This is a genomic window from Streptococcus sp. A34, from assembly GCF_043674115.1.
Classification (GTDB): Bacteria; Bacillota; Bacilli; order Lactobacillales; family Streptococcaceae; genus Streptococcus; species Streptococcus suis_V.
Genome location: NZ_JBIMJM010000015.1, coordinates 25362 through 38969 on the forward strand (window position 1 = coordinate 25362; position 13608 = coordinate 38969).

Genomic DNA, 13608 nt, shown 5'->3' on the forward strand with positions numbered 1-13608 from the left:
GCTCCTCCTTATAAGGTTAGGCTATTTTCAACTGTTTGTTCAGGAGTTGAGAAATAGCGACTCATATCAATGGGCATCCGTCCTTCACCAAAGCACTTGACCGTCACTAAAGTCGTTAAAATGCCCTCCTTTCCCCTAGCAGAATAATTTTCACCAAAGGCACGAAAGGCCAAGTGATTGTCTTTCGTCAATAGTGTATCTACACCATTTTTAATATCCCTAGTTTCCATAAAATCCGAAATCCTATGAAGATTGGATTCGTAGAAAAGAGGATCATTCATCTCTTTGTGGTAATCATCTTCAAAAGTCACCTCAAAGTCACAATCAAAATTGGGGAGTGATAGAATTTTTTCCAGTAACTGAATGGTTTCAGCTTGGTGAATACGTTCTTCTAATTCGGTACACTCTAGAATACTTTTCTTATGTAGTAGGTTCATGCTTTTCTTCCTCTTCCATTCTTCTAAATTCTCTCGCAATGGCTTCAATAACTGTGACAGTCACGCTATTGCCGGCCTGTTTGTATAGTTGGCTCTTACTAGTAACACCCTCTGCTCTTTCATAAGCCCAGTCAGGAAAGCCTTGCAGTCTGAAACACTCTCTTGGTGTCAGTCGTCTTATTTTCAGGCGATAAAGTTTCCCCTCTAAGACAATGCCTGTGACTTCATACCACTTATCCTGTCGATATTCCAGAGCAGCAACCACCACTCCCATATTGTCTGAAGTTGTCAAGGTATTGGATATTCCCTTTCCCACTCGTCCCCTACGTTTGGTTGAGTCTGGATAAGCCAGATTGACAGAGTCTCCAAGAGTTGCCTTTGCGTACCCTGTTTTTGTGGCCTCCTTGATTTTCAGAAATGGCAGCTCCTCCCTCAGCAAAATCTTTGGCACCTTGTCTCCACCTTGCATAGTGGTCAAAGTCGGTGACAAGCCAGATATGTCAAATACTCTTCCAGTTTGGTCAAAGCTAGTCGGCAGATTTCCTGCGACAACAACTCCGTGTCTGTCTTGACTAGTCAAAGTAAACATAGGGTCTTGATTGTCCTTAAATCGACGACCATGTTGCCGTTTTTCTAGTCTATCTGGTGTTAAGACTGGAATGGCGATTTTTGCACCCTCTCCTTTACCTCTTGTTAGTGTAGGAGCAAGTCCATTCGTCAGATAGACTTCACCATTCAAACCACGTTTAGAGGGATTGATATTTCCTAGCCTTTCAAGATGAGCTGGGCTGTTTTCTCTTCTGAGAGGAAATATGAATCTGGAACGGTATCTTCTAGAATGTCCGATAATAAAGACCCGCTCTCTGTTTTGCGGGACTTGGAAGTCCTTACTGTTAAGCACCTGCCATTCGACATCATACCCCAATTCATCCATCGTGGAGAGGATTGTGGCGAACGTCCGTCCCTCGTCGTGATTGAGTAGGCCTTTGACGTTTTCCAAAAATAGAAAACGTGGTTGGATTTGTTTGGCTGCTCGAGCAATCTCAAAAAAGAGAGTCCCTCGAGTATCTTCAAATCCCAATCGTCTGCCTGCGAGTGAAAATGCTTGGCAAGGAAATCCCCCGCAGATGATGTCCACTTGCCCTCTAAATTGTCTAAAGTCATGGTCTGTGACCTCTTTAATGTCATGGTATTCTATTTCCCCTTCTGTGTTAAACATAGCTTTATAAGATGTTCTGGCGAATTTATCAATTTCACAAAAGCCCAGGCATTTATGACCCTGTGATTCCATTCCTAGCCTAAAACCACCTATCCCAGCAAATAAATCTAAAAATTTCATTTTTCCTCTCTTTCCAACTAAAAAAGAGCCTTACACATGTAAAACTCTTGCTTATATATGATCATCCATTTCTGGTGCACGGATGATTTCAACAATCAAAATGACGATAGAAATCAGATAGATTCCACCTAGTATCCACCAAATCAACTTAATCACCTCCCTTTACTTCTTGTCGTCTCAGTTGCTTGGTCCACTCTGACAGCACACCATTAAATACATATTCAGCTATTACTTCCGCTGACCGAGCAAATCGCATATGTTCCAAAGCATACTGATAACGGTCACTAAAATAAATCATGGCATAGTCACTAGCTGACTGAGATAGACCCGTCTGTCTTAACTGGTCATGAACCAAACCCCAAATATAGTCTCGATCGTACTTGGTCACGCCATCGACTTTTGAAGTAAAGTTCTCTTCTTGTTTCTCATCTACTAGCTGCCTCTCCTCCTCGTCCTCAATAAGGAAATCACTCCCTTTAGTTTCACTATATTTAGTCTCACTTCTTTCAGTCTCACTAGGGGCTGAATTTAAGACCGGCCCCGTCTTTCTTTGAGACCCCCCTAGTGTTTTTTTAACACTAGCCCCGTCTGTATGTAAGACTGGGGTAGTTTCATGTTCTAATTCCCCCAAGTAAATTTTATTTGCCATTCGACCTTTTTCACTAGAGGACTGTTGGACTTCATCGATTAAGCCATATTCACGTAAGGTTTTCTTGATAGAGAGTAGTTTTGACTTTGAACAGCCTAAAAGTGCCATCAGATTTGAATTGGAATAAATCAAATAAATAGCCCCATCCTCATCAATCCAACCTTTACTCAAAGACAGCTCCAACCTATCTTTTAAAACCGCGTAGGCTACCTTAACTTCCAGCTTCATATCCTTATAACGTTCACTCTCAAACAAAATTTTAGGGAGTTTATAATAACGCTCTGATGTTTGATATTGATTAGCGGTAATACGCTTCATGATTATCCCTCCAAGACTAAAAGTCCAACATTTCCGAATTCATCAAATCGGATTAAACCTACTTGTTCCATTTCATCAATTAGCTGAGTTGCTTTCTCAATATCAACTCCTAAAATAGTCACGAGATGACACATCACGATTTGGCGTGATGATTGTTCCTTCTTTTGCATGAATTCCTCCTGAAAATAAAAAAACGAGAACACTTATTAAAATGTCCTCGCTTGTGCGATATGATATTATAAATAAAAAATAAATTTTTCCTCCTTAATGACAGATTGTAGAACACTCAAATCCTTGATTTGACAGCGTTTTAAGCACCTGTCATTATTATGACACAATCCCCCCCTGGGAATGCAACGCCGGACCAACGATAACGATTGGGGTCGCGGATTTGTACCACCACATTTCCATCCTTGTCTTCAATGAGGCACATATTGGTCAGGGTAACGGTTTGCTTACGGGACATAGTTCACTCCTTTTATAATATATTCCTCATTATACCACAAAAGCCAAGGAAATCCCTCGGCTTTGTTAATTTCTTACCAACGTGGTTCTGCTTCAAAGGTCCATTTCCGGGTCCAAGAATGGCTCTGACCTGGCTGGATAGAAATGGTCTGGATGATTTCTGGGCTGACGATATGGTCCGTTGCCCATAGGAGGAGACTGGTTGGGGTGACACTGTCCGTCCCAGTCACGCTAGCCTTAGCCCCCTTGTGTAAAAGTTTCCATGAAAACTCATCTCGGAGCGGAGCATTTTCCGTAGAAAGCACACTCAAAGACACATCGGTCTCACACTTGTCAAAGGCAATAGCCTTGCCGTTTGCTATAAAATTATTATGGTCGTAGCCACCAAATCCCTCCAGGCGCTGGTCGCCCAAATCATACATGTCCGGCAGCTCCAGGCGGTAGTCAGGCGAAATAGCCATCCCATCGATACTGAGGAAATTATGGCAATATTCCTCGGTCACAATCTCCCGCTCGCCAACATTAGTGATGGTCGCCTCCAAAATCAGGTGATTGTCCTCTATCCGAATGGTCTTACGCACCTGAGCCGCAATGCCCAAACAAGGCACCGCATCCGTCACAAAGTCCGCACTGGTCTCCGTGTGGCTAAAAGTCACAGGATAGGGCACAACCTCCTCATACTTGTGTTCAAACTGGTAGCCCAGGTCGCTGTCCTGCTTGATCAGACCCACTCCCAGCTTTGGAAAATAGTTTCCGACTGCAGCACCTTGTGAAAAATCACCCGAAAACTCACAACACAGACCGCGGCCGCCCGATGACAAGTGTCTCAGGTTCATGGGTTCATTGGCACAGAAATGCGTATCTCCGTCCAAAATGACATTAGAGATGAAACCAGCTCGGTCAAAGCGAAAAGTATCATTGGGCCGCTCGCCAGGCTCAGCAATCTCCACTCGCAGACGATGATTGGTAAGGTAGATCATAAGAACCTCCGTGAATATTTTATAACATAATTATATATTAAATATCCACCTAAGACAATAGCCTACCCTACTTTTCCAAAATCATCCGATATTCTGTCCGTTCTTGGCCGAGATGAACCTGTTTGCTCACCCCATCAAAGCGAAAGCCGACTTTTTCATAGAAAGAAATAGCACGCGCGTTTCCTTCCAGCACCCAGAGGCAAACTCTATCGTAGTCTTGCATTTTTTCCAGCGTAGCTTGGAGCAGTCGGTAGCCGACTTTCTGACCATAGACATCCGCCAACACATAGAGGGCATATAGTTCACCAGCATTTTCCAAATCCTCCGACATGGACTGACCATAGCAGGAAAAGCCTACTACCTGGTCATTTTCAAGAGCCACAAAAATCCTCTCTGGATAGCGAAAGGCCCAGTCCTGACAGCGTTCTAGCGTGTAGGTTTTTTGGAGAAATTCCTGCGGTAACAAGTCAGCGTAGGCCTCCTGCCAAGCTTTCCAATGGACATAAGCCTTACCCCTAATCTCCTCCTCAGTCTGCATGGGTTTAATAATCATCACTATTGCCTCCTTTTGAAATGATTATACTGAAAAAAAGAAGCTAACACAAGGTCAACTTCTCATCTTCATTACGGGTGCAAACGGTGCAACATACGTGGGAACGGAATGGCTTCACGGATGTGCTTTGTACCTGCAACGAAGGTTACCATCCGCTCAATACCGATACCGAAACCGCCGTGTGGCACTGAGCCGTACTTGCGGAGATCAAGGTAGAATTCGTATTCTGACTTATCCATGCCGAGCTCGTCCATCTTGGCTACCAAGGCATCGTAGTTATCCTCACGCATCGAACCACCGATGATTTCACCGTAGCCTTCTGGTGCCAAGAGGTCCGCACAAAGCACGCGCTCTGGATTACCAGGAACTGGTTTCATGTAGAAGGCCTTGAAGCTTGCTGGATAGTTAACAACGAAAGTCGGTACACCAAAGTAGTTTGAAATCCAAGTTTCATGTGGCGAGCCAAAGTCATCCCCATGCTCGATGTGTTCGTAGTCTGTATCTTCATCAGCTTCATGTTCTTGCAGAAGGGTAATGGCATCATCATAAGCTACACGTTTGAATGGCTCCGCAATGTAGCGTTTCAAAGCGTCCACATCACGCTCAAGCGTTTCCAAGGCTTGTGGAGCACGGTCAATAACGCCTTGAATCAAGGCCTTGACATAAGCTTCTTGCAAGTCAAGTGACTCTTCATGGCTGAGGAATGAGTACTCGGCATCCATCATCCAGAACTCTGTCAAGTGACGGCGGGTTTTTGATTTTTCTGCACGGAAAACAGGGCCGAAGTCGAAAACACGACCAAGAGCCATAGCACCAGCTTCCAGGTAAAGCTGACCAGATTGACTGAGAAAAGCTGGTTGACCAAAGTAGTCCGTTTCAAACAACTCCGTCGAATCTTCTGCCGCATTTCCAGACAAGATTGGACTATCAAACTTGATAAAGCCATTCTTTTCAAAGAACTCATAAGTCGCATAAATGATGGCATTTCGGATTTGTTGAATGGCTACCTGTTTACGAGAACGCAACCAGAGGTGACGGTTGTCCATGAGGAAGTCTGTACCGTGTTCTTTTGGCGTGATTGGGTAATCTTGTGACTCACCGATGACTTCGAGGTCTGTCACATCCAACTCGTAGCCAAACTTAGAACGCTCATCTTCCTTGACAATTCCTGTTACATAGACAGAAGTTTCTTGGCTGAGGCGTTTTGCTACATCGAACTTCTCAGTACCAGCTTCTTCACCGAATTTTTCGATGAAGTTTGGTTTGAAGGCAACGGCTTGGAAGAAGGCTGTTCCGTCACGCAACTGCAGGAAAGCCAATTTCCCCTTACCTGACTTGTTGGCAACCCAGGCACCGATGGTCACTTCTTGACCGACATAATCTTTTACTTGGTTAATGGTGATTAATTTTCTAGACATAATCTTTCCTTTTTTCTTTTATTTTGACATGAATGTGTGGAGTCGAGCAACAGCCTCTTTGAGCGTGTCCATATCTGTCGCGTAGCTGAGGCGGATATTTTCAGGAGCACCAAAACCTGCACCTGTCACCAAGGCTACTCCTACTTCTTCCAAGATAGCAGTGGTAAATTCGGTCACATCTGTGTAGCCCTTCATTTCCATTGCTTTTTTGACGTTTGGGAAGAGATAGAAGGCTCCTTCTGGTTTGATGACTTCAAAACCTGGCACTTCTGCTAGTAATGGATAGATGGTGTTAAGTCGTTCTTCAAAGGCCTGACGCATGGTTTCGACCGTATCTTGCGGGCCTGTAAAGGCTTCGATGGCCGCATACTGAGCAGCAGTTGTTAAGTTTGACGTCGTTTGTCCGACAATCTTACTCATGGCCGCAATAATCTCAGGATTACCAACCGCAAAGCCAACCCGCCAACCTGTCATGGCATAGGCCTTGGCCACCCCATTGACCACAATAGTCTGCTGACGAATGCTTTCTGAAATGCTTGAAATCGGTGTAAAGCTGTTCCCGTTGTATACCAAACGACCGTAAATATCGTCTGCCAAGATGAGAATATCGTGCTCTATAGCCCAGTTGCCAATAGCTTCCAATTCCTCACGACTGTATATCATACCAGTCGGATTGGACGGGCTGTTGAGCAAGAGGACCTTGGTCTTGTCTGTACGCACTGCTTCCAACTGGTCAACCGTTACCTTGAAATTGTGTTCTTCTGTGGCAGTGACAAAGACTGGCACGCCTTCGTTCATCTTAATCTGGTCAGCATAGGAAACCCAGTAAGGCGTTGGAATGAGAACCTCATCACCAGGATTGATAACCGCCGCAAAGAAGGCGTAGAGAACAAACTTGGCACCTGTTGCAAGAACGACTTGATTGCGTTCGATAGAATAGCCATAGAACTTCTCAAAGTAGGTATTGACTGCGTCCTTCAACTCAGGAAGACCTGAAGCCACCGTGTAAAAGCTGGCCTTGCCATTTTCGATAGACTGAATGGCTGCTTCTTGAATATTCTTCGGTGTGACGAAGTCTGGCTCACCCAAGGTCAGCTCTAAAATATCACGCCCTTCCGCCTTCAAGGCCTTGGCTCGCGCACCTGCTGCCAGCGTGACACTTTCTTCCATTTCTAAGGCACGATTTGATAGCTTGCTCATAAGCCCTCCTTTTTGATAAAGTCTCCAGTTTTAAAATCAATGTTATAATAGGCCGTCCCTGACTTGATTTCCCAAATAGGCTTGCCCTCCCGCATGCCGATAATCGCGCGGTCAATCTGGCCGGCTCCCTGCTCTTGGGCAATGGTCTCAGCCTGGGCTTGGGCAACGCCGTCAGATAGTTTGTAAACATAAACTTGGGAGGTTTGGTCTGACACTAGGATTGCCAGCTCTTGCCCATCAGAATCCGTCCCTAAGACGGTATGAAAGTCGTCCACACCTCGGTAGGAACTAATCTTTTCAATGGTTTCCAACTGGACTGCTTGACGGGCCAGATTCTCCGCCCTCTCACTTGCCTGGGCATAGGGACTGCTGGCCATTTCCAAAATCAGGAGTATAGAAAATGTCAAAACCGTCAGGATAACTGCTGAACCAATCAAGAATTGTTGACCTAAGGTCAGGCTAATCCAAGGTTCACGTGATGTTTTCGCCATAATAGGAATATTATACTACAAGTTGCCACATATTGCTAATTGAATCCGAAAATTCTGCAAAAAAACTTCAGCTAAAATTCTATGTGGGAAAATGCGCTCAAAATCTTGTCAGAATCAGCTTTTTCAGCCATCAAATTTCTTGCCAAAGGAACTAGTTATTGATAAAATATACTTATGAATAAAGTAGAAAACTCTCTAAAAGAAAATCAGCATGCCCTACATAGTTTAGTTGTCTTTCGTCGCGCTGCCAATACTATTAGCAGACAGGAGACAGAGATCATCAGAAAACATGGATTAACCGTTGGCCAATTCGGCGTAATGGAAGCACTTTACAATAAGGGGAATTTGCGCATCCAGGATTTGATTGATAAGTTGCTCAGCACTTCTGGCAACATGACGGTGGTCATTCGGAATATGGTCCGTGATGGCTATATCTTCAAGACCCAGGATGAAAGTGATAAGCGGGCTTCCTTGATTGGTTTGACTCCTTTCGGTCGGGAAACGATTGAGAAGGTTTTGCCGGAACACTATGCTCATGTTGGAAAAATTTTCTCTGTTTTGAGCCAGGAAGAACAGGATTTATTGGCCGATTTACTAAAAAGATTCAAATTCATAGACAAAAATGTTGCTAATTAGTGATTTATGTGTTATGATAGTCACATCAAGTAATTAAGGAGTTACATTATGTCAAACATTTTATTTTTAGTTGGTTCTCTTCGTGAAGGTTCATTCACTGCTCAATTGGCTCAAGCTGCTGAAAATGCACTTGAAGGTAAAGCAACTGTATCTTACCTTGATTGGAAAGAAATTCCTGTATTCTCACAAGATTTGGAAGCTGATGCTCCTGCATCTGTAAAAGCTGCGCGTGAAGCAGTTGTTGCTGCTGACGCTATCTGGATTTTCTCACCAGTTTACAACGCTGCTATCCCTGGTTCAGTGAAAAACGTTCTCGATTGGCTCAGCCGTGCACTTGATTTGTCAGATCCACGTGGTGCTTCTGCTCTTCATGAAAAAGTGGCAACAGTATCTATCACTTCATCTGCACACCAAGAAGATGCAGCTGTTCAATACCGTGCACTTCTTCCATTCATCCGCACAAACTTCGTAGATGAATTGACACTTGCAACAAACGGCGCTCCAGTTGATGAAGAACAATTGGCTAAACAAGTTGACGCAGTTCTCGCTGCAATTAACTAATTCGCAAGCCTCCCTACAACAAGAACCTGTATTCACAAGCTAAATATGCTGAGCTGCAAATACAGGTTATAAGTCTATTTCTCAGGAGATAGGCTTTTCTTTTTTACTCAAAAAGTCCTAGGTTCTTAACTACCTAGGACTGCTGCTTTTATCTGAATAGATTTTGTGTGCTTGAATTTGGACTAACCTAGACTTTTTGCGACAATATCCGCCGTCGAACTGATTTTCTGACGTCTTCTGTTCCTATTTCCTAGTTATTTTATAGCAGAATGGGGAAAGATTCTCAATACGCATATTCCATAGAATAGACAAGGCACCCAGATTCTGGGTGCCTATCTATTTTCTACTACCAAACAGGTCTGCTATCTGGCCTACAAGTGGGAGGTGAGAAGATGCAATATAAACCAATCATTCGACTAGTGGTGGGAATGTAGGTCCAGATAAAGACCATGTAGGATAGTTGGAAAGCATAAGGATTACTCTTCTCTTCTGCGAGCTGTGCCTGCTATGGCAAGGGCAGCTAGGAAGAGGCTAGCACCAATTACAGTCACTGCATGTGAATCGCTGGTACCAGTATTTGGCAATTGAGCCGTACCAGGGCTAGCTGGTTGTGCAGGTCCTGCTGGGCTCGGTTGAGCTGGAGTTGTTGGAACTTCTGGCTCAACTGGAGTCTCAGGCTTGACAGGTGTCACAACAATCGGTCTACTTGGTCGAGCTGGTGGGCTCGGAATGTAGTTGATTGGTGTATCTTGACCTGGATTTCCTGGGATAGGAGGCGCAATGTAGCCCTTGGTTGGATCACTTGGATCTACTGGCTGCAATGGTACTCCTCCTGGGCCGACAGGGATATAACCCGGAACATGCGGAATAGATGGTAGATCTGTACCTGGTTTGCCTGGGTCAGTCGGATGATTCGGATATGGAATCGGAGTAGATGGCTGACCTGGAATGTTTGGTACATAGCTTCCAATTGGTACATAAGTGTAGACAACACTTGTACCGCCTGCTGGAATCTTACCAGAAGCATTGCTTGGTACTTCCTTGAGCAGATAGCCCTTGATGATCTCAGGGGTGGTCGTGTAATCATCACCAACCTTACCTGGAATGGACTTGCTTGGAATCAAATCATTGCCCTTGTCATCCACATAGCGCACGGTCACACTAGCGTCTTGTGGAATGTACTTGATAACAGTATCTTCACCTGGCTTGCTTGGTACAGGTGGCAGGTAGTTACCGTCTGGACCCTTAGGCAATTCTTTACCATCTGGTCCTACAGGGATGTAGCCTGGAACGACTGGCACAACACCTGTCGGAATACCTGGTTTACCTGGGTCCGTCGGATGGTTCGGATACGGAATTGGTGGCACTGGGTCGTGACCCTCTGGCAATTCTGGTACCCATGAACCGAGTTTATTGTAAACATAGACAACGGTTGTACCTTCTGCTCCCACCTTGCCCTTGCTGTTAGCAGGGATTTCAGTTAGATAGTAGCCCTCAATCATCTGTGGAGTGGTGGTGTAGTCATCACCGACCTTGACTTCCTTGCTTTCTGTTGGACGCAGGTCTGCACCCGTATCGTCCACATATTTGACAGTCAGGCTAACAGTGTTTGGAACATACTCGATAACCGTATCTTCACCTGGCTTGCTTGGTACAGGTGGAAGCTCATAACCTCCATCTGGACTTGGTTTCAATGGAATGGTTTGTCCAGGGTTATTTGGATCTGGGTAGACAGGAATGGTTCCAGGTATAGCTGGAATAGTCGGAACTTCTGTACCTGGCTTGGTCGGATCCTCCGGATCACGTGGGTAGGTCACAGGCGGCACAGGTTTAGTACCCGGTGGCACGACTGGTTTCCATTGGCCAAGAAGTGTGTAGGTCACGACTTCATTGATGTCTTCATCCTCAGCCTTGACGGTGCTTGCTGGCACTTCGAGCTTGTCTACCAGGTGGTTGTCCTTGAGCGGTGAAGTCACTTTTTCAAAGGTTTGATCAGCAGACCAGTCACCGTAGGTAATGGCACCAGTTACGATGTTAACCTTAGCTGTACGCTTGAAGGTCTTGGTTTCTTTGATTTCCTCAAAGACAGTATTACCCTTGGTATCCACATAAGAAATGGTACGCGTCACTTCTTCAGTCGTCACAAGATCTCTGACAGAATCTGGCCATTTCGGTCCGTCAGGATTGTTCGGATCAACTGGCTCACCTGGTTTAGGCGTTGGTGTATTTGGATCATCTGGATTGATGTCCACCGTCCGCTCTACCAATTCGTAGACAAAGGTGTTGGACTTCAGATCTGGTCCAAATGTGCCGTCCTTATCGTAATTATCCTTGTTGGTAACTATGTAGCCCAGGTTTTCGTACATGGTAACAATGCTGGATACATCCATGCCCAGCTTATCGCCAGTCTTACCAGACAGGTCAATGGTCACCTTGGTCACGGGATTTTCAGGAACTGTCACGTCCACAAAGCTAATCTTACCAACTTGCTCAACCGGTTTGTAGGTAATCGGCGTTGGCTGGCTTGGATCCTTCGGTTTCGGTGGAATATAGTTGCCATCGTCATCCTTAGGCAATTCATTACCATCAGGGTCTACTGGTACATAGCCTGGATAGTCTGGGACCGTTGGAATTGGATTGTTTGGATCCTCTTCATTTGGTCTGGTTGGTTTTGGATCCGCAGGCTTGGTCGGATCGTTCGGATCGTTTTCATACGGAATGTCTGGAACTGGGTCATTTCCTGGAGGCGGTGTGACGGTCCAGCTAGACAGTTTCTTGTAGGTCACGACTTCGCTGATATCAGTCGTAGTTTCCGTAGCGGTCACATCCTCCGCAGTTGTGCTGGCCTCTACCTTGTCACCGTTCTTAGTCGCTGCAATAGCCACATAGCCGTCAATGACTGGCAATGGATTTCCTTCCAGAACAGCGTCGCCATCCTTGGCTTCCCAATCCGTGTAGGTCACTTGCTTGGTCACGAAGTTGTAGCTACCTGTCCGCTCGAAGGTCACTGTTGTAGTCTTGCCTTCTGGAGCTGTTACAGTCTCGCCCTCTGGACTTTCGACCACATAGGACACCTTACGAGTAATGGTGCGAGAAACATCTTCCCACTTCGGTCCATCAGGATTATTCGGATCGACAGGATCACCTGGATTTGGATTGTTTGGATCATCCGGTGAATTTGGATCTTCTGGCACAATGGTAGCTGTTTTCTCAACGATAGAGAAGACAAAGCTGTCATGGTGTTCTGGATCATCAGAATAAGTCTTGGTCGCCACATAATCATTTTCATTGGTGACCACATAGCCTGCCATCTCATAGTCTTTGACCAATGGAGTTGGGTCATAGCCAAACTGGTCACCGCTCTTACCTGTCAACGGAATAGTTGTGAGCTCCACAGGCGCAACTGGATTTGTCTTATTGACAAATGTGATGCTGGCTTTTTGGGCAACTGGTTTGTAAGTGATCTCTGTTGGTTTTGTTGGGTCAGTTGGTTTCGGTGGAATATAGTTGCCATCTGGATCCTTAGGCAATTCATTACCATCAGGGTCTACTGGTACATAACCTGGATAGTCTGGAACCGTTGGAATTGGATTGTTTGGATCCTCTTCATTTGGTCTGGTTGGTTTTGGATCCGCAGGCTTGGTCGGATCGTTCGGATCGTTTTCATACGGAATGTCTGGAACTGGGTCATTTCCTGGAGGCGGTGTGACGGTCCAGCTAGACAGTTTCTTGTAGGTCACGACTTCGCTGATATCAGTCGTAGTTTCCGTAGCGGTCACATCCTCCGCAGTTGTGCTAGCCTCTACCTTGTCACCGTTCTTAGTCGCTGCAATAGCCACATAGCCGTCAATGACTGGCAATGGATTTCCTTCCAGAACAGCGTCGCCATCCTTGGCTTCCCAATCCGTGTAGGTCACTTGCTTGGTCACGAAGTTGTAGCTACCTGTCCGCTCGAAGGTCACTGTTGTAGTCTTGCCTTCTGGAGCTGTTACAGTCTCGCCCTCTGGACTTTCGACCACATAGGACACCTTACGAGTAATGGTGCGAGAAACATCTTCCCACTTCGGTCCGTCTGGATTATTCGGATCCACTGGCGTACCTGGGGTCTGTGGATTATCTGGAGTGGTTGTGACAACCTTCTCTCTAAACACAACTGTGTAAACCTGTGGACTGGTTGTATCACGGTCAAATGTCGCATTCGTTGGGAAGTTGTCTTGCACCAATTCATAGCCACGTTCCTTAATCAAGGCAATGGTATCTGCTGTGCTGTATACAATTGGTTGATCTGCTAGACCAGTTACTTCATCAGCTGGAGAGAGAACCTTATTGCTGCCTTCTTCCAAGTATTGGATGACTGCCTTCTGTTCGAGGGCCTTGTAAGTAATGACAGTTGGCTGAGTTGGGTCAGTCGGTACTGGTGGGATGTAGTTTCCATCTGGATCCTTAGGCAATTCATTTCCATCTGGTCCAACTGGGACATAGCCAGGCTCTATAATTTCTGTAGTGGGTAAATCCACTGTAGAGATTATGTAGCCTTTTTGAGTGTATACAAAAAATCCCA

13 protein-coding genes are annotated in these 13608 nt (G+C 45.4%); 2 read left to right on the forward strand and 11 right to left on the reverse strand.

The window, feature by feature from the left end:
* Positions 1-8: 8 nt before the first annotated feature.
* The 10 genes from ACHBGV_RS05425 to ACHBGV_RS05470 form a co-directional block, all read right to left on the reverse strand.
* Positions 9-437: a hypothetical protein gene (locus ACHBGV_RS05425; RefSeq protein WP_014636957.1), complete on the reverse strand. Its 429-nt coding sequence runs from the start codon at positions 435-437 to the stop codon at positions 9-11.
* Entirely contained in the window at positions 421-1776 is a 1356-nt protein-coding gene (gene dcm / locus ACHBGV_RS05430) for a DNA (cytosine-5-)-methyltransferase (RefSeq protein WP_394735825.1), read from the reverse strand. Before dcm ends, ACHBGV_RS05425 begins: the two co-directional genes overlap by 17 nt.
* Before the next feature lie 148 nt (positions 1777-1924).
* On the reverse strand, positions 1925-2743 hold the full coding sequence (locus tag ACHBGV_RS05435) for a replication initiator protein A (RefSeq protein WP_024394093.1): 819 nt from the start codon (positions 2741-2743) through the stop codon (positions 1925-1927).
* A gap of 2 nt (positions 2744-2745) precedes the next feature.
* Entirely contained in the window at positions 2746-2913 is a 168-nt protein-coding gene (locus ACHBGV_RS05440) for a hypothetical protein (protein ID WP_032534807.1), read from the reverse strand.
* 140 nt (positions 2914-3053) lie between these two features.
* The gene (locus ACHBGV_RS05445) at positions 3054-3209 is read right to left on the reverse strand and encodes a DNA mismatch repair protein MutT (protein ID WP_394735832.1); all 156 of its coding nucleotides are present in this window, start codon (positions 3207-3209) and stop codon (positions 3054-3056) included.
* Between the two features lie 73 nt (positions 3210-3282).
* Positions 3283-4188 carry a hypothetical protein gene (locus ACHBGV_RS05450; protein ID WP_394735826.1) on the reverse strand — a complete coding sequence of 302 codons (906 nt, stop codon included), beginning with the start codon at positions 4186-4188 and terminating at the stop codon, positions 3283-3285.
* Positions 4189-4255: 67 nt separating this feature from the next.
* Positions 4256-4741 carry a GNAT family N-acetyltransferase gene (locus ACHBGV_RS05455; protein WP_394735827.1) on the reverse strand — a complete coding sequence of 162 codons (486 nt, stop codon included), beginning with the start codon at positions 4739-4741 and terminating at the stop codon, positions 4256-4258.
* Between the two features lie 71 nt (positions 4742-4812).
* Positions 4813-6159 carry an asparagine--tRNA ligase gene (gene asnS, locus ACHBGV_RS05460; protein WP_394735828.1) on the reverse strand — a complete coding sequence of 449 codons (1347 nt, stop codon included), beginning with the start codon at positions 6157-6159 and terminating at the stop codon, positions 4813-4815.
* Between the two features lie 18 nt (positions 6160-6177).
* Positions 6178-7359 carry a pyridoxal phosphate-dependent aminotransferase gene (locus ACHBGV_RS05465; protein WP_394735829.1) on the reverse strand — a complete coding sequence of 394 codons (1182 nt, stop codon included), beginning with the start codon at positions 7357-7359 and terminating at the stop codon, positions 6178-6180.
* The gene (locus tag ACHBGV_RS05470) at positions 7356-7850 is read right to left on the reverse strand and encodes a DUF5590 domain-containing protein (protein WP_394735830.1); all 495 of its coding nucleotides are present in this window, start codon (positions 7848-7850) and stop codon (positions 7356-7358) included. Before ACHBGV_RS05470 ends, ACHBGV_RS05465 begins: the two co-directional genes overlap by 4 nt.
* A gap of 174 nt (positions 7851-8024) precedes the next feature.
* Here ACHBGV_RS05470 and ACHBGV_RS05475 point away from each other — a divergent pair, with 174 nt between their 5' ends.
* Both ACHBGV_RS05475 and ACHBGV_RS05480 read left to right on the forward strand, forming a co-directional pair.
* Positions 8025-8486, forward strand: a complete 462-nt coding sequence (locus ACHBGV_RS05475) for a MarR family winged helix-turn-helix transcriptional regulator (protein WP_105122338.1) — start codon at positions 8025-8027, stop codon at positions 8484-8486.
* 48 nt (positions 8487-8534) lie between these two features.
* On the forward strand, positions 8535-9047 hold the full coding sequence (locus tag ACHBGV_RS05480; RefSeq protein ID WP_172095180.1) for an NAD(P)H-dependent oxidoreductase: 513 nt from the start codon (positions 8535-8537) through the stop codon (positions 9045-9047).
* Positions 9048-9523: 476 nt separating this feature from the next.
* On the opposite strand, the gene ACHBGV_RS05485 is transcribed toward ACHBGV_RS05480, so the two are convergent.
* Positions 9524-13564, reverse strand: coding sequence for a MucBP domain-containing protein (locus ACHBGV_RS05485; RefSeq protein WP_394735831.1), 4041 nt, complete (start codon positions 13562-13564; stop codon positions 9524-9526).
* Positions 13565-13608 lie beyond the last annotated feature (44 nt).